The organism is Mycetohabitans rhizoxinica HKI 454 (genome assembly GCF_000198775.1).
Taxonomy (GTDB): Bacteria; Pseudomonadota; Gammaproteobacteria; order Burkholderiales; family Burkholderiaceae; genus Mycetohabitans; species Mycetohabitans rhizoxinica.
Genome location: NC_014722.1, coordinates 1,096,547 through 1,116,324, shown reverse-complemented (window position 1 = coordinate 1,116,324; position 19,778 = coordinate 1,096,547). Strand labels below are relative to the sequence as shown.

Sequence of the window (19,778 nt, the reverse complement as noted above, 5' to 3'; positions counted from 1 at the left end):
GGCGCACGACGCGGCGCCGTCGCCAGCCGGGGGCACTCCGGAATCACGCGCCCGGGGCGCGCGCGGCGATCGCCGGCGTCGACGTCTTGACGTCCGCGCATTGCGCGCGGTGCCGCAACGCATGGTCCATCAGCACCAGCGCAAGCATCGCTTCGGCAATCGGTGTCGCTCGGATTCCGACACATGGGTCATGGCGTCCGAACGTCTCAACCATCGCGGGCTCGCCAGCCTTGTCGATCGAGCGGCGCGGGGTACGAATGCTCGAGGTCGGCTTGATTGCGATCGACACGACAATATCCTGGCCGGTCGAAATGCCGCCCAGCACGCCGCCGGCGTTGTTGCCCGCAAAGCCGGCGGGCGTCAACTCGTCGCCGTGCAGCGAGCCGCGCTGGCGCACGCTGTCAAATCCGGCGCCAATCTCCACGCCCTTTACCGCGTTGATCCCCATCATCGCATAGGCGATGTCCGCATCCAGCTTGTCGAACAACGGCGCGCCCCAGCCGAGTGGCACGCCGGAGGCGATCACCGAGATCCGGGCGCCGATCGAGTCGCCGTCCTTGCGCAACGCATCCATGTACGCTTCGAGCTGCGGCACGATTTGCGCATTCGGTGCGAAAAAAGGATTGTCGGCCACGTGCGCCCAATCCACGAACGGGATGTCGATTTCGCCCAACGCGCTCATGTAGCCGCGCACCTGGACGCCGAAGCGCTCCCGCAGCCACTTCTTCGCTACCGCCCCTGCCGCGACATTCGGCGCAGTTAGCCGCGCGGACGCGCGTCCGCCTCCACGGTAATCGCGCACACCATATTTTTGCCAGTATGTGTAGTCCGCATGGCCGGGCCGGAAAGTTTCCGCGATATTGCCGTAATCCTTGCTGCGTTGGTCCGTATTGCGAATTAGCAACGCAATCGGCGTGCCGGTCGTCACACCGTCGAACACGCCCGATAGGATCTCGACCCGGTCTTCCTCCTGGCGCTGCGTTACGTGGCGCGACGTGCCCGGCTTGCGGCGATCGAGCTCTACCTGTATATCCGCTTCGGCCAGCGCCAGCCCTGGCGGACAGCCATCGATCACGCAGCCGATGGCCGGACCGTGCGACTCCCCGAAAGTCGTCACCGTGAAAAGCGTACCGAAAGTGTTGCCCGACATGCTGGTTGCCTGGAAATTGCTCAAGCCATCATTATGCCAGCGCTGCCGCGGCGCACGCCGTACACCAGCCCCGCCACGGCTTCAGCACGCCTCGCGCGCTCCTTCATCCTCCGGCCAGTCGCGGATATAGGCTTTGAGCATCCGGTTCTCAAACCCCTGCTCCTCGACCACCGCCCTGGCCACGTCATAGAATGAGATCACGCCCATCAGCGTGCGTTTTTCCATCACCGGCAAATAGCGCGCGTGACGCTCAAGCATCATGCGCCGTACCTCGTTGATATCTGTCTCCGGCGTACAAGTGAGCGGATGATCGTCCATCACTTTGCGGATCGTCACGGCATCGACCGAGCCGCCTCGGTCGCGCAATGTCAGGATGATTTCGCGGAACGTCAGCATGCCGACCAGATCGCCGAATTCAATAACGACCAGCGAGCCAATGTCGTGTTCGGCCATGGTCTGAACCGCTTCGCTCAACGGTGTGTCGGGAGTGACGGTGTAGAGCGCATTGCCCTTGACCTTCAGGATATCGCTGACTCGCATGGCCTCCTCCTTGCACTGCGCAGCTTCGTGCACCGATCCTAGCCGAAAGACCGGTAAAAGAAAAGCATAGCGCAGCGGCGCAGTCCACGCCACCGCCTCGATGCTGCGATACCGGCGCACCGCGTCGATCACGCGCGCGGCCTATTCGGCACGCCGGCCCGGTTCAGACGAACACCCGACAGCAGGTCCCACAGCGCGCGCAGCACGACCACAGCGTGTGGGCGCTCCAGTCGCGCGACTTCGCCGATCACAGTTTTTCGGTGCTAGCGCCGCACTTGCCGGGCCACAACCGTAGCAAAGGCCCCCTCTGGCGACCATCGAGGCGCTCGCGCGCTAAACGGCCGCCGCCGGTGAGGAGCACCCGCCGTTGGCCCGCTCAGTTTGGGCGCCGCGACGGCGGCGCGCGGCCAACAACGCAGCGAGCGACACATCCAGGCCGCGATGGTCGAGCGCAGCGAGCAGCGTCGGGCCATCGACGTGCGCGGTGTCGAGATTGAGTTGATAAGTGAACTCGTTGCGATCGATGACGAACAGTGGATAGAGTTGGCGCAGGCTCGCGTGCCGCGGATTCACTAGAAGCACATAGCGATCTGGATCGCGCTCGCGCCGTATCCGGGCGACCCATTCGATTGCCTCGAGCTTGTCCAACAGTCGGGCAGCCGTGTGCAACCCGCAGCGCTGCAACTGCGCAAGTTCATGCAGCGTGTAGCCGGCACGACCCGCATCGCGAGCGTCGTTGAGCCACGCAAGCAGCTCCAGCGCATCAAGCAAGTCGCTGCCTGCGTAATCGACGCGATGAAAGTGCCCGAGCCGGATCTCTGGCAATGCAGACGTCACCATCGCGCCGAACAGCGTGATTAACCAACTCAGGTAAACCCACAGCAGAAAAATCGGAATGGTCGCAAATGCGCCATACACGGCCGTATAGGTCGGAATGCGCCGGATATAGAGCCCGAAGCCTCGCTTGGCAAGCTCAAACGCGATCGCCGCACACAGCCCGCCAACGAGCGCGTCGCGCCACGCCACCCGGCAGTTCGGTAAATAGACGTAAGATAGCGTGAATGCTAGTACCGACAGCGTCAGCACCGCGCCGGTCAGCGCCCATTCGGCGAACGCCGGCATCGCGCGCGACGCGGCGCCCGATGCCGCGCTGGCTGCGCCGGCCACGTTGGCGACCGTGCTAGCAAGCATTGAGTGCGTAAGCAGATAGGACGACACCGATAGGCTCACCCCGATCAGCAGCGGCCCCAGCGTGATCACTGCCCAATACACCAGAATACGCTGCGCAAGCGGGCGCGACTTACGTACACGCCAGATCGTGTTAAACGCCGATTCGACGATCATCATCGTCATGACCGACGTGACCACAAGGGTGATCATCCCGACCGTCGTCAGTCCCTTCGCCTTTTCCGCGAACTGGTTTAAATATTTAAAAATTTGGCTGTTGATCTGCGCCGGCATCAGATGGTCGGCCAGGAAACCCTGTAGTGACTGTTGGAATGACGCAAAGATCGGAAACGCGGTGAACAGCGCAAAGGCCACCGTCACCAGCGGCACTAGCGACAATACGGTCGTGAACGTGAGGCTGCCCGCCACCTGCGGGATACGGTCCTCGGCGCTGCGAGTCGCGACAAAGCGCGCGAGCCGCTTCAGCGCATCCAGATCGATATCGAACTTCTTCAAGGGCCAATCCTCCTTACGTCTTCTATAATAATGGTTCACCGCACAGGCCATGAAAGACATACTCGTTCTCTACTACAGCCGCAACGGCGCCACCCGGGAACTCGCGCGGGCCATCGGCCGCGGCGTGGACAGCGTGCCCGGCACACAGGCACGCATCCGCACCGTGCCGCCCGTTTCCACGGTCTGCGAGGCCACCAGGCCGGATATCCCCGACGATGGCCCGCCGTACGCGGAGTTGCGCGACCTAGCTGAGTGCGCCGGGCTCGCGCTGGGCTCGCCGACGCGCTTCGGCAATATGGCCGCGGCGCTGAAGTACTTTCTGGACGGCACAACGCCGCAATGGCTTAGCGGCGCGCTGGCGGGCAAGCCCGCCTGCGTCTTCACGTCCACCGGCAGCCTGCACGGCGGCCAAGAATCCACACTGCTATCCATGATGCTGCCATTGTTACATCACGGCATGCTGATCGTCGGGCTACCCTATACCGAATCCGCACTGATGAGCACGACGAGCGGCGGCACGCCGTACGGTGCCTCTCACGTCGCCGGGGTGAGTGGCGGAAACAATCCGACCCCGCTGTCGTCGGACGAGAAGACGTTGGCGCACGCACTCGGCGCGCGGCTCGCCCGCGCGGCGCTCGCGCTGGCCGACAGGCAATGAACCGGCAGCCCGGCAACCCGGCGCTACGAACCGCGCAGCGGTTGCATCGGCTGTTGATGATCGCGATTGCCACGCTGCTCGCACTGGTCATACTGGCCGTGAGCTGGGAAATCTGGCTCGCGCCGCTGCGTCCCGGCGGCTCGGCGCTGGCCCTCAAGGCGCTGCCGCTACTGCTGGTTGTGCCCGGGCTGCTACGCGCCAGGCTATATACGATGCAATGGTCAGCCATGCTGATTCTGGCCTATTTCGCGGAGGGAATCGTGCGCGCAACCAGTGATGCGGGCGCCGGTGCGCACCTAGGCTGGATCGAGGCAGTGCTCGCCCTCGTCTACTTCGTCAGCGTGCTCGGCTATCTCGCGCCATTCAAGCGCGCTGCCCGGCACGCCACTGCTGCCGCTGACGCCTTGGCTGAACACCGATGACGCCTCACGACACCGCCGCACTGCCCGCCTTTCTGCAAGCTTGCAAGCACGCCATCGGCGCAGACCAGGTATTGGATGGCCCGGACGACATGTCGCCCTACGTGACAGATTGGCGCCGCCGGTACGTCGGCCGCGCCTGCGCGGTGCTGCGTCCGGCGAACACGGCGGAAGTCGCCACGCTGGTACGATTGGCCACCGAATTCGGCGTCGCGCTGGTACCGCAAGGCGGCAACACCGGGCTGGCCGGCGGTGCCACGCCGGACGCCAGCGCGCGACAGGCAGTGCTCAGCCTGCGCCGCCTGGACCGCGTGCGCGCGGTGGACCCCATCAACGACACGATTACCGCAGAAGCCGGTTGCATCCTCGCACACGTGCAGGCCCGCGCGTCGGACGCCGGCCGCTTGTTCCCGCTCAGCCTGGCGGCCGAAGGCAGCTGCACGTTGGGTGGCAACCTGGCGACGAACGCCGGCGGCACCGCGGTGCTGCGCTACGGCAACGCGCGCGAACTGTGCCTGGGCCTGGAAGTCGTGACTGCGAAAGGTGAGATTTGGAATGGCTTGCGCGGGCTACGCAAGGACAACACCGGATACGACTTGCGCGATATTTTCATCGGCGCCGAAGGCACGCTGGGCATCATCACGGCAGCCGTGATGAAACTTTATCCGCAGCCGGCTGCGCGCATCACCGCACTGGCCGGCGTTGCATCGCCGCACGCCGCGCTACAGCTCTTGGCACTGGCCCGCGACACTGCCGGCGCGCTGCTAACCGGATTCGAGTTGATGTCCGACTTCTGCCTACGGCTGGTCACCCACCATTTCCCGTCGCAGCGATACCCGTTCGCCGCCCCGCATGCGCAGATCGTGTTGCTCGAGTTATCCGACGGCGAAAGCGAGGCGCACGCAAGCCAACTCATCGAGCGATTAATGGAGCGTGCGTTCGAGCGCGGTATCGTCGACGATGCGCTCGTGGCGCAAAGCCTGGCGCAGTCGAACGCATTGTGGGCACTGCGCGAGCACATCCCGCTCGCGCAAGCAAACGAAGGGCTCAATATCAAGCACGACATCGCAGTGCCAAGCTCGCGCATCGGCGAATTCATCGACACTACCGATGCGGCGATTGCCGCAGCCGTGCCCGGCGCGCGGATGGTCACCTTCGGGCATCTAGGCGACGGTAACCTGCACTACAACGTACAGGCGCCCGTGGGAGTGGATCCGCGGGCCTTTCTGGCCGAGCACCAGGCGCGCGTGAACCGGATTGTCTACGATAGCGTCCATGCGCACCACGGCACGATCAGCGCCGAGCACGGCGTCGGGCAGTTAAAGATCGAGGACGCGGCACGCTACAAGTCGCCCGTGGAACTCGAATTGATGCGTGCATTGAAGGCTACACTCGATCCCGGCAATGTGTTCAATCCCGGGAAAGTGCTACGCTGCGGTCCATGACTAGCGCACCCCGAAGGTCTGCAACGCGGCCTCGTCGGCCGCGAGTGCCTTCGAAATATGCTCGCGCAGGAATTCGACCCAAGTCCGGATCTTCGCATCCAGATATTGCCGCGACGCATACATCGCGTAAATTGTCATCTTTTGCATCTTGTGGTCTGGCAACACACGCACCAGCGTGCCATTGCGCAGCGCCGGCAACGCTGAAGGCGTGAGCAGCGCGCCAATGCCCATTCCCTCGCGCAGTGCCACCGCGAGCGCGTCCGACACATTGACCTGGAACGTCGGCGCCGGCAACTCGATCGTCTCAATGCCGTCCGGCCCGTCGAAGCGCCAATGATCACCGGGAAAGATCGATGTCACGATGCGCAGGCATGTATGGCCGGCCAGATCCGAAACGCTTCGGGGCGTGCCACGCTTTTCCAAATAGGCCGGAGAAGCGCATAGCACGCTATACGAGTCGCCAAGCCGCTGCGATACCAATCCGGAATCGGGCAGTTCGTTCGCGCTGACCTGCAGCGTAACATCGTAGCCTTCATCGAGCAGATCCGGCACGTGCTGCGACAGCGTCAGATCGACCGAAACAGCGGGATAACGCTCCTGATAGCGCGTGACGGCAGGCACCACGTAATACTGGCCGAAGCTGGTGGTCGCATGGATTCTGAGCCGGCCAGCGGGTCGCGCGTGCGCGTCGGCGGCTTCGGCTTCGGCCTGATCGACGTAAGCGAGGATCTGCTCGCATCGCAGCAAGTATCGCTCCCCCGCCTCCGTCAGCGCGATACGCCGCGTCGTGCGGTTTAGCAAGCGGGTACGCAGGTGTGCCTCCAGGTCCGATACGGCCCGCGAGGCGTACGCCGTCGTCGTATTCATCTGCTGCGCCGCAGCCGTGAAGCTCTTCGCCTCCACCACGCGGACAAACACCCTCATGTTCTGCAGCGTATCCATAACGAACTTCCTGTGCAGTTCAAGAAATTGTTGCACAGTTCGCAACAGCGATTATTGCTTATTCGGTAAAAAACTATCTCAAAGCGGTCGGTTATTCGGAAAATGCTTCAAAAATATAATCGTACCGACCCGTCACTTCGGAGTGCTCCGAGATAGCCGTGCGATCCGTCCGACGTTTCACCACGCTGACTCCCGCAATTTTTGCAGGCTACTTGATTATTGCGGGCTGTGCGAGTACCCAGGGCATCGCGCCTCGCGCCAAGCCGGTCGACGCCGGCCAGCTCGATGCGTCCCAAGCCGTGCGTGCGGCAAGCATCGATGCACAGTGGCCAAGCGAGCAATGGTGGAAAATGTACCGCGATCCGCAGCTCGATCAGTGGATCACCGACGCGCTGGCCGGCTCGCCCAGCTTGGCGATGGCCCGGGATCGCGTACGGCAAGCGCGGGCAATGGCCGGCGTCGCGCGGGCCGATCTCGCGTCGCAACTCAACGGCAATCTGTCGATGACGCGGCAGCACTGGCCCGACAATGTGTATTACGGTCCTGGGCCGCTAGCCAACGCCGATACGTGGAATAACACGATCGGACTGTCGTTGTCGTACAACCTAGACCTATGGGGACACGATGAGAAGGCCGCCGAGCGCGCACTCGATGCGGCGTGCATGCAGGCGGTCGATGCCCGGGCCGCGCAACTCGAACTCGAGGTCAACATCGTACGCGCCTACATCAAGCTGTCGCTCGCGTTCGCGCAACGAGACATCGCCGCGCAAACGCTGGCACACGAGCAGTCGATTGTCGACATTGCACGACGGCGGCTGCAAGGCGGTATCGGTACTCAATTGGAGCTTACGCAAGCGCAAGCTCCGCTGCCCCGACGCGAACGCCAAATCGCGGCATTCGACGAACAGATCGCGCTTTTGCGCAACCAGCTTGCCGCGCTGGCCGGTAAAGGCCCGGGAGCGGGCGCCGCGCTGCAACGTCCGACGCTCTCGCTCCAGACGCCGGTGAGCCTGCCATCGAACTTGCCTGCCGAGTTGCTCGGTCATCGGCCGGACGTGGTCGCCGCGCGCTGGCGCGTGGCCGCCAACGCGGCGGGTATCGACGTTGCCAGGACCGCCTTCTATCCGAACGTCAATCTGCTGGCCTCGGTCGGCGGCATGTTCGTCGGTGGCGGGCCGCTGGCCTTTCTGCTGTCCCAGGCGCATGCTGCCACGGTGGGGCCGGCAGTATCCCTGCCGATCTTCAACGGCGGGCGGCTGCGCGCCCAGCTGGATGCCGCCAGCGCCGGTTATGACCTGGCCGTCGATCAATACAATCAGACGCTGGTTGACGCATTGAAGGACATCGCGGACCAGATCGTCACGTTGAAATCGCTCGATGTCCAACAGGATGCGGCGCAGCGCGCGGTCGCTGTTGCCCAGCGTAGCTACGATCTGGCCTCCACCGGCTTTCGACGCGGCTTGACCGACTACCTATCCGTATTGAGCGCGCAAACCCAATTGTTGCAGGCACAACAGGACGCCGAGATCATCCATGCGTCGAAGCTGGCGGCCCGTGCGTCGCTGACGGCCGCGCTGGGCGGCGGACTGGTCGGTCCGGGCGATGGCCCATCCGACGAAGATCCGCGCGTGCCTAAGGCCGTCGCCCGGCAGGCATCGCCATGAGCAGCGCTACATCCGTGCTGGCCCGGTTGACGTCATCATCCGCATGGCGCGACACAGTGCGCGACTGGTTACGCATCGACGGCCGGGTATGGATTTATATATTCAAGACCGTCGGCGCCGCATTGCTTGCGCTGGGCGTGGCCATGAAGCTGGACTTGCCGCAACCGCGTACCGCGATGACGACCGTGTTCATCGTCATGCAGCCGCAAAGCGGGATGGTGCTCGCCAAAAGCTTTTACCGGATCGTGGGGACTGTGATTGGCTCGGTCGTGACGATCGCGCTGGTTTCGCTGTTTGCGCAACAGCGCGAGCTGTTTTTGCTGTCCGTATCGGTCTGGGTAGGCATTTGCACCTTTGGCGCGGCACGCAACCGCAACTTCCGCTCGTACGGGTTCGTGCTTGCCGGCTATACCGCTGCGCTAGTGGGCATTCCGGCCGTCCAGCATGCGGACGGTGCGTTCATGGCCGCCGTGACAAGGGTCACGGAGGTCACGCTGGGCATCCTATGTGCCGGCGCGGTCAGCGCGCTAGTGCTGCCCCAGCACACCGCCGACGCGCTTCGCTCCACAGTCCGAGCGCGATACCTCGCGTTCGTCGAATTTGTATCGGACACGCTGGCGGGCCGGATTGACCGCTCTCGTGCCGAACGCACCAACGCGCGTTTTGCCGCCGATGTCGTCGGGCTGGAAGCGATGCGCAGCTTCGCAGTGTTCGAGGATCCACGCAGCCGAATGCGCAGTGGCCGGCTGTCGCGGCTGAACACCGAGTTCATGAACGCGTCGACACGCTTTCATGCGTTACACCAGTTGATGAACCGTATCCGTGCAAGCGGCCAGGCCCAGGTCGTCGAGGCAATCGAACCGTATTTTCGGGAAGTTGCGCCGCTACTGCTAAAGAAAAACGGCGAACCCGTGCGCAACGCGGAGGATGCACAGCACGTGGCGACACAGCTGCAGGCGTTCAAACAGGCCTTGCCGCGTCGCATACGCGATACCCGAGCGCAGCTCGAACAGCGTGAAGGCATCGCGCTGCTGGACTTCGATACCGCAGCCGAGTTGCTGTACCGATTCGTCGACGAGATGCACGCGTACGCGCTCACGTACGCGTCGCTGAGCACGGACCTTCATGAACGCGAGCACGAGGCACAACGCTACATCCCGCGCACTCATACCGTGGCGGCGGGCGTAGCCGGCGTGCGGGCGGCCATCGCGATGCTGTTGTTCGCCGCATTCTGGATTTGGACCGCCTGGCCCAGCGGCGGCATGGCGGTGTTGAACGCAGCAGCCACGAGCGCGCTAGTCGCGTCGATGCCGCAGCCCGCCAAGGGTGCCGCGCAGATGGCGATGGGTACGATGGCCGCGGTGCTCGCCGGTTCCATCGCGGTGTTCGGCATCTTCCCTCACCTGGACGGCTACACGTTGCTGTGCGCCACCCTTGCCCCCTTGCTGATGTTCGGCGTACTGATGTCCACGCGTACGGGCTGGGGCGCGTTTGGCATGGGCTATTGCGTATTCTTCTGCTTCCTGGCTGGCCCCGACAACGTCGTGCGCTACGACCCTTCGTCGTACATGAACGATGCCATCGCGCTAATTGCCGCGATGCTCGTCGTCGCGCTGATCAGTGCCGTACTGCTGCCGCCGGCCAGTCCGTGGCTGCATAAGCAACTGCAGCGGGCCTTGCTGCACCAAGTCGTAGACGCATGCAACACTCGACTGAGCCGAGCCCGCCAATACTTAGAAAGCGGCACGCGTGACCTGCTGCACCAAGCCAATGCAGTCACCGCGGATCGTCCGGACCTGCAGATGCGGATGTTATCGTGGACCTTTACCGTGCTCGAGGTCGGTCATGCCGTGATCGAATTACGCACGGAACTCGACCGACTCCCCGCCGACCCCCGCTATTCGGCCAACATGCCGTGGCGGCAGGCCACGCAGCACATGCTGAACACACTGGCCGCCTTGTTCTCCGCCCCCAGCCATCGACGGCTCCTCGACGCACGCGAGGCAACTGCGACCAATATCAACGCGGCGCTAGTCATGCTGCACAGCGTCGCTGGGTCGCGCGATGACCGGCACAGGTTGCAACGTACTTTGAGCTATTTGCATTTCATCCGGACCGCTCTGCTCGATGCCCAATCCCCGCTCAGCGAGTTGACGCCCGGCCCGCAAGGCCCTCACCGACGAGATATCACCCATGCCGCGTGACATCGCATTGTTCGACGCCTACGTACCCATGCTCCTGCTCACCACGCTGGCCGGCACCGCATTGACGTGGGCACTCGATCGCGTATTGGCCTACTTTGGCGTGTATCGTCTGTTCTGGCACCCGTCACTCGCCCGCGCGAGCCTGCTCACCTGTATTGTCTGCCTGTTCGGGCTCGCCATTTATCGTTGAATCCAAAGAGTCGGACATGAAACTTCGCCGTATCCTCAGCTTCTTTGCGACTATCGCGATCTTCGCCGTTGCCGTGCTGCTTGGTCGCGCGTTGTGGGTCTACTACATGGATTCGCCCTGGACCCGCGATGGGCGCGTCAGGGCGGAGATCATCAATATCGCGCCGGACGTGTCAGGGCAGATTGTCGAGTTCCCGGTGCGGGACAATCAGTTCGTGCATCGCGGCGACGTCTTGATGCGCATCGATCCGGGCCATTACCGCATCGCCGTCCAGCAAGCCGAGGCGTTGGTCGCGGCACGCAAGGCGGATCTGCAGATGCGCCGTAACGATGCCGCACGACGCCGGGATTTGGACGCGCTGGTTGTTTCGAAGGAGAACCGCGAAAATGCCGTGATTCAGGCCGCCAGCGCCCAGGCCCAGTATGAACAGGCGCTCGCGCAGCTCGCCGCGGCGAAGTTAAACCTGGAGCGCACGACCGTGGTCGCGCCAGTGGACGGCTATGTGACAAACCTCAATGCCTATCGCGGCGATTACGCCATCGCCGGGCAACCTAAGCTGGCGCTCGTTGACAGCCACTCGTTCTGGGTCTACGGCTATTTCGAGGAAACCAAGATCCCGCTGCTCAAGATCGGCGACTCGGCTGAAATGCGACTGATGAGCGGCGCAGTATTAAAAGGCCATGTCGAAGGGATCTCGCGCGGCATCGCCGACCGCGATAATCCGATGAGCCGCGAACTGCTTGCCGACGTCAATCCAACCTTCAATTGGGTCCGCCTCGCACAGCGTGTTCCAGTACGCATCCATATCGATCAGGTGCCCGACGGCTTGATCCTGTCTGCCGGCACGACCTGCACGGTAGTGGTCAAGCCGGCCGCGGCAAACGGCGCCGAGCCACGCACGTAGCCAGACGGTGGGCGGCGCCGACCCGCTCACCGCATGTCATGCAGCCAATTGCCGAGCTGCCTACCAGCCATCACGCAACCCACGCGAACCTCTTTACCGCACCTCACGCAGCCAACGCAGATCCGCCGACGTGCCGTTTCAGCTTCGCTTTGCCGATTCAGCAGATATCCTGGCATGTCACGCAGACTGATCGGCTCAATGACGATGGTGATGCCATGCACTACAGCCTCGCCGGCCGCACGGCGCGCGTGCCTGGGCGAGCTGATCCAGATTGACGGCAGCGAGCATCTGTGGTTTGAGAAGCGCGCGTCACAGTGCACGCTGCTTGGTGTACGTGGACGATACGACGAGCCGGCTGCATTCGAGTTTGGCGGATCAGACGCCAGTTGAGGCATACTTCGACGCTGCCTGCGATCAAATTGGTAGCGTAATCGCCCCGGACGTTCCACTTAAAAATCTTAGAACACTGTCTGAACGAGTGAAGCTACCTCTGAGTCCACCCCTTTTCGCCGAGCATCGCTTAGCGCTTGATCGTCAAGTACATCGACGATACATTACTTTGTATCAGCGTAAAAATCTGACGCAAACTTGCGAGCGCAGTTTTTAAGCCACGGCCGGGCAGCGGAAAGCGATACATCGTCGCCTCTACTAGGAGTGGAAATGAAGCGAAAACGGACATACTCGGAGTCGGAACCGATACACGCCTTACCGAATAAACGCGCTCGACACTGGACAGAGCGGAGTCGGCAACGCAAGCTTTCGGAGCCTACGCTGGCATCGGATGCGCTACAGGATGCGCAGCAGCGCGAGTTTCATCTGCGTACCATCGAATTAATCCACAAAAGCCTAGCGGGTTTCGCCCAGCCACCGCAGCGTCGATTACCCGAGCTAGAAGAAAAGAACTTCTATTATGATGATCAGCACGATGCTAACAGGCCTGATATCATTTACCAAGTAAAATATGGGCCTGCGGCCGATATCAGTGATGCGGATAAGCAGTGGCTTAAGCAATATTATGGCGAAGATGTTACTAAGCGCTACACTCAATATAACTCGAAGCGACCCTTTTATGCCGAGGCAGCACAACAAACGGGCCGCCCGCTAACCTACCAGGAAGCTGCGGTAAATGAAGGCAGGGACCCTGGATCGGCAAGCATTAACCACCTCATCGCGAGCGCAACTGGTCAGCATTTGATAAATCAAATGACATTACTGCACAGAGCGGGGGCGCAACAGTTTGAAGAAGCGAAAAAAGCGCAAAGTCAACAAGGTGATAATATCGGAGAGGAGGAAGCTGAATCTCTCTGGAAACAAAAACGTACGGGGCTGGCAAAGCAGGCGGCAGCGATGGGCCGGCTACGCGGGTTCGGCCGTGCAATTTTGGCCGATGAATATGCTCGTCATGGTTATGGTACTGAATTACGCGATGTGTGGGTTGCCACCGATTACAATGCCAATACCCTAAAACGCAACCGGATGGCTGCCGACATCCAAAGGGCTCTTGAGGGAAAGACGAAGGCGGATCGACTCCAAGCCTATAAAAATTTCATGGCTAATACATTCGACTCGACCGGCAATCTCCGGCTCGGTCACGGCAAAGGAAATGGCCGGGTCTCTACGGGTTTCGATATGCCGATCACAGAGAAGGCAACACCGACACCTCGCGGACGGCGTTTATTTGAAGCGAATTACAATTATGGCCTGCCTGAAATGCAAGTATCGGGTAGGATGGACAACTTTAAACCCGGCATGTTTACCACTGTTCAAAAAACAGGAGAGCCCGAACAAAATTTAACGAGTAGCCGATGGGCGCCACGCCCGTCTAATGTATTTCAACAGATTGCACAGCACGTTGCTGCGTCGGGCACTCGTCTCCCACAGCCCAGCACAGCACGTGCAGATTTGTCCAACGCACAAACAGCCAACCGCTTTTGGTTCGCTACCCTACGCCAGAGGATGCAACCGCAAAAACTGCACGAGTTAATTGCGTGGACGCGATTTCACTCTTCGTCAAGTGATTTTTGATGCCAACAGGCCGCCGTGTATTGATAGACACCTCACGCGATCTTTATCATGTCGATCTGGATGCCACGTGTGAAGGTCACAAAATTGCTGAGGGAAATCGACGCTGAGACTCGACCGGTGCGATTTTCATCGTGGAACGAGGCTCAAACTTAAATTCCGGATAGATTTGCGCAAGCCAAAAACGTCAGAACCAGGGGTTGCAAAATTCAGAGCCTATCCGGTTTCTTGTGTGTGAGGCATAAACTATCGGCAAAGGGGCCAACATGCCTTGCAAACGAAAAGAAGAATCGACGATTGAGCCCGGCCGCAGGCTGAACCCAGACCCGAGCCGGAGATTCGGAAAAGTATCTACACGACCCATTCCATCGAATCGCTGCATATGCAACTGTGCAAGCTCATCAAAACGCGCGACCACTTCCCTAGCGACGAGGCCGCACTCAAACTGATCAGGTTGGCGCCGCGCAACGCCGTTGTCAAATGGAACGGTCCTCGACATGATTGGAAAGCACGATGACACAGTTCGCGCTGCTTTACCCTGAGTGCTTCAACACCAGGCTGTGAGCCTTAATCCGCCTCACACACAAAATGCCGGATACGTCCTTGAGATCTGTGTTCACCGATTTTGTTGAATCAAAGAAAGTGTCCGCTACATCTGCTTACGCTCACTTAATACATTCCGGCGTGCCTTGCGCGTCTGACGCAACGCCTCGGTGATTACGCCAACATCTCCACGCGCCATTATCGCAAAACCCAGTACCAAAGCATTGACCGCCACATGCGTCGGTTCCACCGGTGTGGAATACCACCCTGCACATACACGTACCGCCAAAATGCCATACACCGCGACCAACCAAAATCGTATCGCTCGCTCATACCAATTCAACGGACTGCGCCGAGGTACTGGCGCACTAAAGGCAAACAACAGAATCAGAAAAATCGCACTTGCCAATACCCCATTCATCAACAGCAGCAGCAAGTCACATACGCTGTAGGCATTGAAGTACACTATTGCCGCTTTTATCATTTTTCTAACTCGCTATTCTTAGTGTCATTAACAGGCGTACTTCTAATAATCCGGTAGGTCAACTGAGTCAACAGTTCCGGCACCATTTTCTCCGACCAATCCAGCAGTGCATTGGCCAGCGTCACGATCGCCGCCGTAGACAAAAACGCTGCAAGCCATTCTGGTAACCCCACGTACTGCTGCACTGACGAAGTCACCGAAAGTCCGCCAATCACTGATACGCCGAAATATGCTATCTTGCGCGGCCACGACGGCTCACGACTATGCAGCAAAAATATCAATGCGCCGCACACTACCCCACTCACCAGGGTAAGGTCATCTTGTGTCCAGGTCATTGAATTGAACACGGATGGCACACGCAATAGTTCAAACCACCACGTCATGCTTTACCTCTGCTATACGTTCGCGCATCCGGCATCCAGTTGATCGGACCGTGTATGCTATGCTTACAACTGTATCGCATGGACATTTTTGGGCCGGCCATCTCGGCAACCAACGCATTTCGCTTAAGTAGTTGTTTAATCGCCGTACGCTTGAATTTACACTACAGACTTGCGTTGATACCTCCTTTGGTGACCAGTCGTTTAAGACACTTGGTCATGGTCCCGCCGACTGAAAACCATTTACGGAACACTCTGCGGTTTCAGGTCGCACCGTGCACACGTAAGCTTGTAAGGCTTTGAGCTTATCTATTTCTCGCTGGTCGTCGTCAGCGACCCGGAAAACGCGCTCTGCAACCGTTGGGTCGAGCTCTGCGTAGGTGGGGGAGCCATCGCCCATTCCGGTGGTGGCGGCAAAGCCGGACATGTCACGGCTACGGGTTGAACAGTTGACGACGGCGACACGCAGCCGCTCAGTGCCGGCAGCAAGAGCATCGCGCAGACGTTGATTTTCATTCTCATGGACTTGACGCTCCTGACTCAGTTGTGCATCCAGCGTTTCGATCCGGCGGGCCTGGACCTCACGCATAGCGGTCGCTTTCTGTTGCGCGGCCAAGGCTGCGTCTGAAATCGCTTTCATTTGTTCGGCATGCTGCTCATGATCCCGGGCTCGCGCAGCTTGTTCTTCAGCCAGCCGTCTACCAGCGATAACCGAGCTCATGCCCCAACCTAAGGCGATCCCCACAATGAATAGAGCACCATAGGGCGCGATCCATCTCAGCAAGTGCTGCATTGCACTCTCCCTGACCCGCGGCAGCTGTGTTCCCCGCCTAAGGCACGTCGCCTGCTATATCAAAAATTCCTGCTCCTGCCTGTGTGCTAAACCCATCCCATGTGCTCCTGCAGCCGGAACGCTAGACGGACTGCAAAGGCAAAAACACTATATACCGCATTTATTTCATCGTCCAAACGGACCATGACTTAAACCGCCATTGTTGAAAGAATTCGCAATGCAGGCACAATGACCCTGCTTTAAAAACAAGCCGCCGCGAAACAATGCACTTGCCATCGCTCAATTAAGTGCAACCATGACGTCATCATGGATACGTTGGCGATGCACACAACAATGAAACAATCATTGCGCATTGCGCTGCCTTGCATCCAATTTTGAAAAAATAGTTTGGATCGGGAAACACCTTTCATAGTCGGTTCATTACCCAGCCAAACACGAATGCCTCGTCTTTCTCTCGTCTCTCCGCCAACTCAATGTAACGTGCCCCTTGTAGGCTATTGAGTGCCTTGAGAAGCGTCATTTGCCCTGGCTCTTTGCGTTTGTCCAGAAAAGCTTTGAGCGCTGCGATTGTTTTGGGGCCTATCAAACCATCCACCATCATATCGGGGTAATCGGTCTGCCGACGATTAAACGCATTGAGCACACGCTGCAGAAACTGCGCTGCCACCTGCGTGCCCATATTGACACCGGTATCAAATAATTCAAGCGCAATCGGCACCGATAGCATGACAACGTCCTCCAGATGCAGCGGCTCCCAATAGCGGCGCCGATAGATGGCTTTGGCGGTCGCTAAGGGCAGCAAGGCCATCGTACCCAGATACCCTTCTGCTCGTGCCACCGCCTCAGTAATGCCATAGGACGTTTCGCCGCCGCTATCATCAACGTGATTGGAATAGCCTCCTTCTCGGGCCACCGTCTTTTCAAATGCGTCATCAAACGCTGTCATGGCCTTGCCCCTCTTAACAAGCTCGTGATACGCATCCTCCTTGAAAAATTCATTTGAATCAACAGGCAGATTTAGATGATAAGCTGTTCAAAAACACAAAACCATCAAACGCGGCGGATATCCGTCCCATTTGCCACGGCGACCACTGCGATATCACGACTGACGGGTCGTCCCCCAATGTCGCGCAGGCTCAGGTTGAAGCGACCGTACCATCGAACCGCGCAGCGGATGATCATCGCCGGAAAACAATGAGCGTGATAGAGCGATTCTGTCTTCTTTAGCCCGCGAACTGACCGGATCTCATACACAACACAACGTGAAAAAGCCGGTGCTCGATCGCCGACATGCATTTCTGTTAAGACAAACCATGACAACAGTCACGAAGACAAAGCTCCAAACGTCATTGGTCGCGAGTGGACACCTAAAGGTGAAAGGTTTGATGGCACCATCGTGCTGATCGTTTCCCTCTATCCGACGCGTGCAAGGACAGCGAGAATGCGTGCCGAAGATCGGGTCGAGATGCCAGTGCCTGTCGTCGGCACAGGGGGCCGCTGTGGCAGCAGTAAAGTGCGCGCCCTCCTCGGGTTAATCGCTCGAATCGTGCGAAATCTGGCGGTAATAACTTGACGAGGCGCTCGCAATAGATCTTGGCAGCGTCACGGCTTGCGCGCAATTGAAGGATGCTTAAACTGTTGTTCTATAAAGATTTTTATGGTCAAACCGCCATAAATTGCACGAAAGATACGTTTACCCCGTAATGAGGCCGGCCTACCGGCATTTTTTCACCCTTGACTTTAACGATTCCAATGAGGGCGGATCGGCGACGGCTCACTTTGGCCTGGGTGGGCGAGCGCTGGTCAACCAGCTAGCATGCCAGTAACTTTGCTTGGGCCGGTACATTTGCTCATAATCGGGGCCAAACCGCCATTTTTTCTGGCTGAAGATCTCATCGTGCGGGACTTCTCTGTCCTCCTTCCAAAACCGCACATATTGCTTGACCTGCTCGGTTTTTTGATGCCGATACAACCATCTTAGTTCACTAGACGTAATACTGGTTCCATGCCCTATCTTGCCTGCTACCGCACTGAGGTTTTCATCAATACCGTCCACAATAAAATGAATGTTTTTTTGCCTGACCAGCAACTGGTATTCAAGCCCCGCCTTACTGGTTTTCTTCCATAACGCCTTACTCGCCTCTAACGTTAGCTGTTGGCTTGGCGACACTTCGCTGGCAACATTGTAGCGGGCGTGGCGTGACAAAAATGTCTTGAATGCAATACCCCGCTGGGCATCGGATAATGCCTTTTTGATGCGCTTGTCGGACTGGTAAACGTAGGGCTTATCCAGCGGGTCCCATACCGCATTTGTCAAATCATTTTGAATCAGAATTTTTTTAGGCGGCAGCGCTTCCCGCTTTTGCGTGCCGCCGCTGCCTTGGTCCAAATTACTAAACCCGGCTTGCTTTAACGTGTCCAATGCACGCTTCTCGGCGCATCCAGACCATAAACAATATCCCCCCTCTTGAAAAACCTCTGCCAATTGTTGATACGGAATCCATTCACCCTCGTGGCTCGTTTGCGAAGCAGGCGAAAGCCTAGCCAACGCGGCTTGAACTGGCGCTAGGTCAAATGCTGGCGTTGACTCATCCCCCCTCTCGGACGGCTGCCTACTCGACCGGCGCGAGGATTGACGCATTGCGTACTGTTGAACGACGCTTGTTTTCATTTTCCGCTCCTCATGGATACGCTACGCTTGGCACCCACGCCAATGGAGAGTTACTCCCCCACCGGCTCAAACCCGATTCACATCAAGCGAGCTGGCCCGTTCGTCGGTTTCAACACACGGGAAGACGGTACGCGCATAGGCTAAACTGTACCGCTGCATAGGATATGGCCCTTTAATGTTAGTATGCCGGTCATGCACATCCCTCATCCCGATGCGCCGACGCGTTCAAGGCGATCGAATCGGTCATGTCGTGGGAAGCCTTCACTTGGAGCGTCGGCGAAGCCGAGCAACTGGCCCAGCCTGAGGCGTTCGATTTTCTGCATAAAATCAGCGACCATGATGCGACGTTGCGCCGGCGACCTTTCCCCACGGGAGTATCCCACTGTAAAGTTAGTGGCAAGGTCGCAGGAGAAACCGTCTCATGCAGCAGTGGCGGTTCAGCGAAGAGCCAATCATCGGCGTGTTGAAGGAAGTCGAGGTCGGAATGACGGTGGCAGATGTGTGCCGCAAACACCGCATTTCGGACGCGGTGTTCTACAACGGGCGAAGCCGCTACGGCGGGATGGATGCATCGCAAGCGCGGCGCATGCGGTAGTTGGAGCAAGAGAACTCGGCGGGGTAAGGTCAACCCAACTATCGATGCTTCACGAGGTGCTGGGGGTAGGCGCACCCTATTGGGTCAAGCTTGCCCAGGCGTGGTTGCGCTCGAGCGCGTGCCGGTCAAACAGCCTCATGCCGGGTTGACGGCGATTGGCCGCCAGGGGTGAGGTTCAAAGGGACATTGCCGGGGGCTGACCGTGAGCACGGGGAGCCGACGTGCTGAGGGCAAGGCACAAGGGGGGCGCCCCAAAGCATCACGCCCGCTTCGGGTCGAAGCGGGCGTGGGAGGGGAAAGGGGGAGCCTGACGATTACCTACTTTCACACGGGCAATCCGCACTATCATCGGCGTGGAGTCGTTTCACGGTCCTGTTCGGGATGGGCAGGGGTGGGACCGACTCGCTATGGTCATCAGGCAAAAGGGGGTGCTGTCGCGCACGGGGCGCGCCAGCCAATCTGGAATAGGAAGCAATGGGTAGGAGTGGGGG

The 19,778-nt window shown here is 59.4% G+C and carries 20 protein-coding genes, 1 rRNA gene and 2 pseudogenes; 12 read left to right on the top strand and 11 right to left on the bottom strand.

Going from position 1 to position 19,778, the window contains the following annotated elements:
• Positions 1-43: 43 nt before the first annotated feature.
• The 3 genes from aroC to RBRH_RS20890 form a co-directional block, all read right to left on the bottom strand.
• Complete coding sequence (aroC, locus tag RBRH_RS05240; RefSeq protein ID WP_041753350.1) at positions 44-1,150, bottom strand: chorismate synthase; 1,107 nt, start codon at positions 1,148-1,150, stop codon at positions 44-46.
• Positions 1,151-1,231: 81 nt separating this feature from the next.
• Positions 1,232-1,690: a CBS domain-containing protein gene (locus tag RBRH_RS05235; protein ID WP_041754186.1), complete on the bottom strand. Its 459-nt coding sequence runs from the start codon at positions 1,688-1,690 to the stop codon at positions 1,232-1,234.
• 128 nt (positions 1,691-1,818) lie between these two features.
• Complete coding sequence (locus RBRH_RS20890; RefSeq protein WP_013434962.1) at positions 1,819-1,941, bottom strand: hypothetical protein; 123 nt, start codon at positions 1,939-1,941, stop codon at positions 1,819-1,821.
• Here RBRH_RS20890 and RBRH_RS20115 point away from each other — a divergent pair.
• Positions 1,888-2,021 (top strand): annotated as a pseudogene (locus tag RBRH_RS20115) (alpha/beta fold hydrolase); the annotation flags it as partial. The gene RBRH_RS20890 and the pseudogene RBRH_RS20115 sit on opposite strands and share 54 nt — an antisense overlap.
• 2 nt (positions 2,022-2,023) lie before the next feature.
• Here the strand turns inward: RBRH_RS20115 and RBRH_RS05230 are convergent.
• The gene (locus tag RBRH_RS05230; protein ID WP_041753348.1) at positions 2,024-3,373 is read right to left on the bottom strand and encodes a YihY family inner membrane protein; all 1,350 of its coding nucleotides are present in this window, start codon (positions 3,371-3,373) and stop codon (positions 2,024-2,026) included.
• 49 nt (positions 3,374-3,422) lie between these two features.
• On the opposite strand from RBRH_RS05230, the gene wrbA reads away from it, so the two are divergent.
• Genes wrbA through RBRH_RS05215 form a run of 3 tightly spaced genes read left to right on the top strand, consistent with a single transcriptional unit; the run spans position 3,423 to position 5,895 of the window.
• Complete coding sequence (wrbA, locus tag RBRH_RS05225) at positions 3,423-4,031, top strand: NAD(P)H:quinone oxidoreductase (RefSeq protein WP_013434960.1); 609 nt, start codon at positions 3,423-3,425, stop codon at positions 4,029-4,031.
• Positions 4,028-4,453, top strand: coding sequence for a DUF2069 domain-containing protein (locus RBRH_RS05220; RefSeq protein ID WP_013434959.1), 426 nt, complete (start codon positions 4,028-4,030; stop codon positions 4,451-4,453). The genes wrbA and RBRH_RS05220 overlap by 4 nt, the downstream gene beginning before the upstream one ends.
• On the top strand, positions 4,450-5,895 hold the full coding sequence (locus RBRH_RS05215) for an FAD-binding oxidoreductase (RefSeq protein WP_013434958.1): 1,446 nt from the start codon (positions 4,450-4,452) through the stop codon (positions 5,893-5,895). The genes RBRH_RS05220 and RBRH_RS05215 overlap by 4 nt, the downstream gene beginning before the upstream one ends.
• Here RBRH_RS05215 and RBRH_RS05210 read toward each other — a convergent pair whose 3' ends face one another.
• Complete coding sequence (locus tag RBRH_RS05210) at positions 5,896-6,837, bottom strand: LysR family transcriptional regulator (RefSeq protein WP_041753346.1); 942 nt, start codon at positions 6,835-6,837, stop codon at positions 5,896-5,898.
• A 158-nt stretch (positions 6,838-6,995) separates the two neighbouring features.
• Between RBRH_RS05210 and RBRH_RS05205 the strand changes: the two genes are divergently transcribed.
• The 7 genes and pseudogenes from RBRH_RS05205 to RBRH_RS18700 all read left to right on the top strand — a co-directional run.
• Positions 6,996-8,501 (top strand): efflux transporter outer membrane subunit, encoded by a 1,506-nt coding sequence (locus tag RBRH_RS05205; protein ID WP_013434956.1) that lies wholly within the window; start codon positions 6,996-6,998, stop codon positions 8,499-8,501.
• Positions 8,498-10,705, top strand: coding sequence for an FUSC family protein (locus RBRH_RS05200; protein ID WP_013434955.1), 2,208 nt, complete (start codon positions 8,498-8,500; stop codon positions 10,703-10,705). The genes RBRH_RS05205 and RBRH_RS05200 overlap by 4 nt, the downstream gene beginning before the upstream one ends.
• Positions 10,695-10,895, top strand: coding sequence for a DUF1656 domain-containing protein (locus tag RBRH_RS05195; protein ID WP_013434954.1), 201 nt, complete (start codon positions 10,695-10,697; stop codon positions 10,893-10,895). Before RBRH_RS05200 ends, RBRH_RS05195 begins: the two co-directional genes overlap by 11 nt.
• A 16-nt stretch (positions 10,896-10,911) precedes the next feature.
• Positions 10,912-11,799, top strand: a complete 888-nt coding sequence (locus RBRH_RS05190) for an efflux RND transporter periplasmic adaptor subunit (protein ID WP_013434953.1) — start codon at positions 10,912-10,914, stop codon at positions 11,797-11,799.
• A gap of 174 nt (positions 11,800-11,973) precedes the next feature.
• Positions 11,974-12,189, top strand: coding sequence for a hypothetical protein (locus RBRH_RS19640; RefSeq protein ID WP_041753344.1), 216 nt, complete (start codon positions 11,974-11,976; stop codon positions 12,187-12,189).
• A 270-nt stretch (positions 12,190-12,459) separates the two neighbouring features.
• Positions 12,460-13,824 (top strand): hypothetical protein, encoded by a 1,365-nt coding sequence (locus tag RBRH_RS05180; RefSeq protein WP_041753341.1) that lies wholly within the window; start codon positions 12,460-12,462, stop codon positions 13,822-13,824.
• Positions 13,825-14,152: 328 nt separating this feature from the next.
• Positions 14,153-14,385: pseudogene (locus RBRH_RS18700) on the top strand (transposase); the annotation flags it as partial.
• Between the two features lie 85 nt (positions 14,386-14,470).
• Here RBRH_RS18700 and RBRH_RS05170 read toward each other — a convergent pair.
• From RBRH_RS05170 to RBRH_RS05150, 5 genes are all read right to left on the bottom strand, one after another.
• Positions 14,471-14,848, bottom strand: a complete 378-nt coding sequence (locus tag RBRH_RS05170) for a hypothetical protein (RefSeq protein WP_013434948.1) — start codon at positions 14,846-14,848, stop codon at positions 14,471-14,473.
• Complete coding sequence (locus RBRH_RS05165) at positions 14,845-15,231, bottom strand: putative holin (RefSeq protein ID WP_013434947.1); 387 nt, start codon at positions 15,229-15,231, stop codon at positions 14,845-14,847. Before RBRH_RS05165 ends, RBRH_RS05170 begins: the two co-directional genes overlap by 4 nt.
• A gap of 214 nt (positions 15,232-15,445) precedes the next feature.
• Positions 15,446-16,021 carry a lysis system i-spanin subunit Rz gene (locus tag RBRH_RS05160; protein ID WP_013434946.1) on the bottom strand — a complete coding sequence of 192 codons (576 nt, stop codon included), beginning with the start codon at positions 16,019-16,021 and terminating at the stop codon, positions 15,446-15,448.
• A gap of 406 nt (positions 16,022-16,427) precedes the next feature.
• Positions 16,428-16,967: a glycoside hydrolase family 108 protein gene (locus tag RBRH_RS05155; RefSeq protein ID WP_013434944.1), complete on the bottom strand. Its 540-nt coding sequence runs from the start codon at positions 16,965-16,967 to the stop codon at positions 16,428-16,430.
• 828 nt (positions 16,968-17,795) lie between these two features.
• A complete protein-coding gene (locus RBRH_RS05150) occupies positions 17,796-18,692 on the bottom strand; it encodes a hypothetical protein (protein WP_013434941.1) in 897 nt (298 codons plus the stop codon).
• A 421-nt stretch (positions 18,693-19,113) separates the two neighbouring features.
• Between RBRH_RS05150 and RBRH_RS05145 the strand changes: the two genes are divergently transcribed.
• Positions 19,114-19,287 (top strand): transposase, encoded by a 174-nt coding sequence (locus tag RBRH_RS05145; RefSeq protein WP_013434940.1) that lies wholly within the window; start codon positions 19,114-19,116, stop codon positions 19,285-19,287.
• A gap of 305 nt (positions 19,288-19,592) precedes the next feature.
• Here RBRH_RS05145 and rrf read toward each other — a convergent pair.
• Positions 19,593-19,706: ribosomal RNA gene (gene rrf / locus RBRH_RS05140) — 5S ribosomal RNA — on the bottom strand.
• Positions 19,707-19,778 lie beyond the last annotated feature (72 nt).

Excerpts from the sequence above, each read along its gene's own strand:
- aroC (WP_041753350.1), bottom strand. The coding sequence starts at position 1,150 with ATGTCGGGCAACACTTTCGGTACGCTTTTCACGGTGACGACTTTCGGG.
- RBRH_RS05235 (WP_041754186.1), bottom strand. The coding sequence starts at position 1,690 with ATGCGAGTCAGCGATATCCTGAAGGTCAAGGGCAATGCGCTCTACACC.
- wrbA (WP_013434960.1), top strand. The coding sequence starts at position 3,423 with ATGAAAGACATACTCGTTCTCTACTACAGCCGCAACGGCGCCACCCGG.
- RBRH_RS05220 (WP_013434959.1), top strand. The coding sequence starts at position 4,028 with ATGAACCGGCAGCCCGGCAACCCGGCGCTACGAACCGCGCAGCGGTTG.
- RBRH_RS05215 (WP_013434958.1), top strand. The coding sequence starts at position 4,450 with ATGACGCCTCACGACACCGCCGCACTGCCCGCCTTTCTGCAAGCTTGC.
- RBRH_RS05210 (WP_041753346.1), bottom strand. The coding sequence starts at position 6,837 with ATGGATACGCTGCAGAACATGAGGGTGTTTGTCCGCGTGGTGGAGGCG.
- RBRH_RS05200 (WP_013434955.1), top strand. The coding sequence starts at position 8,498 with ATGAGCAGCGCTACATCCGTGCTGGCCCGGTTGACGTCATCATCCGCA.
- RBRH_RS05195 (WP_013434954.1), top strand. The coding sequence starts at position 10,695 with ATGCCGCGTGACATCGCATTGTTCGACGCCTACGTACCCATGCTCCTG.
- RBRH_RS05190 (WP_013434953.1), top strand. The coding sequence starts at position 10,912 with ATGAAACTTCGCCGTATCCTCAGCTTCTTTGCGACTATCGCGATCTTC.
- RBRH_RS19640 (WP_041753344.1), top strand. The coding sequence starts at position 11,974 with ATGTCACGCAGACTGATCGGCTCAATGACGATGGTGATGCCATGCACT.
- RBRH_RS05180 (WP_041753341.1), top strand. The coding sequence starts at position 12,460 with ATGAAGCGAAAACGGACATACTCGGAGTCGGAACCGATACACGCCTTA.
- RBRH_RS05170 (WP_013434948.1), bottom strand. The coding sequence starts at position 14,848 with ATGATAAAAGCGGCAATAGTGTACTTCAATGCCTACAGCGTATGTGAC.
- RBRH_RS05165 (WP_013434947.1), bottom strand. The coding sequence starts at position 15,231 with ATGACGTGGTGGTTTGAACTATTGCGTGTGCCATCCGTGTTCAATTCA.
- RBRH_RS05160 (WP_013434946.1), bottom strand. The coding sequence starts at position 16,021 with ATGCAGCACTTGCTGAGATGGATCGCGCCCTATGGTGCTCTATTCATT.
- RBRH_RS05155 (WP_013434944.1), bottom strand. The coding sequence starts at position 16,967 with ATGACAGCGTTTGATGACGCATTTGAAAAGACGGTGGCCCGAGAAGGA.
- RBRH_RS05150 (WP_013434941.1), bottom strand. The coding sequence starts at position 18,692 with ATGAAAACAAGCGTCGTTCAACAGTACGCAATGCGTCAATCCTCGCGC.
- RBRH_RS05145 (WP_013434940.1), top strand. The coding sequence starts at position 19,114 with ATGCAGCAGTGGCGGTTCAGCGAAGAGCCAATCATCGGCGTGTTGAAG.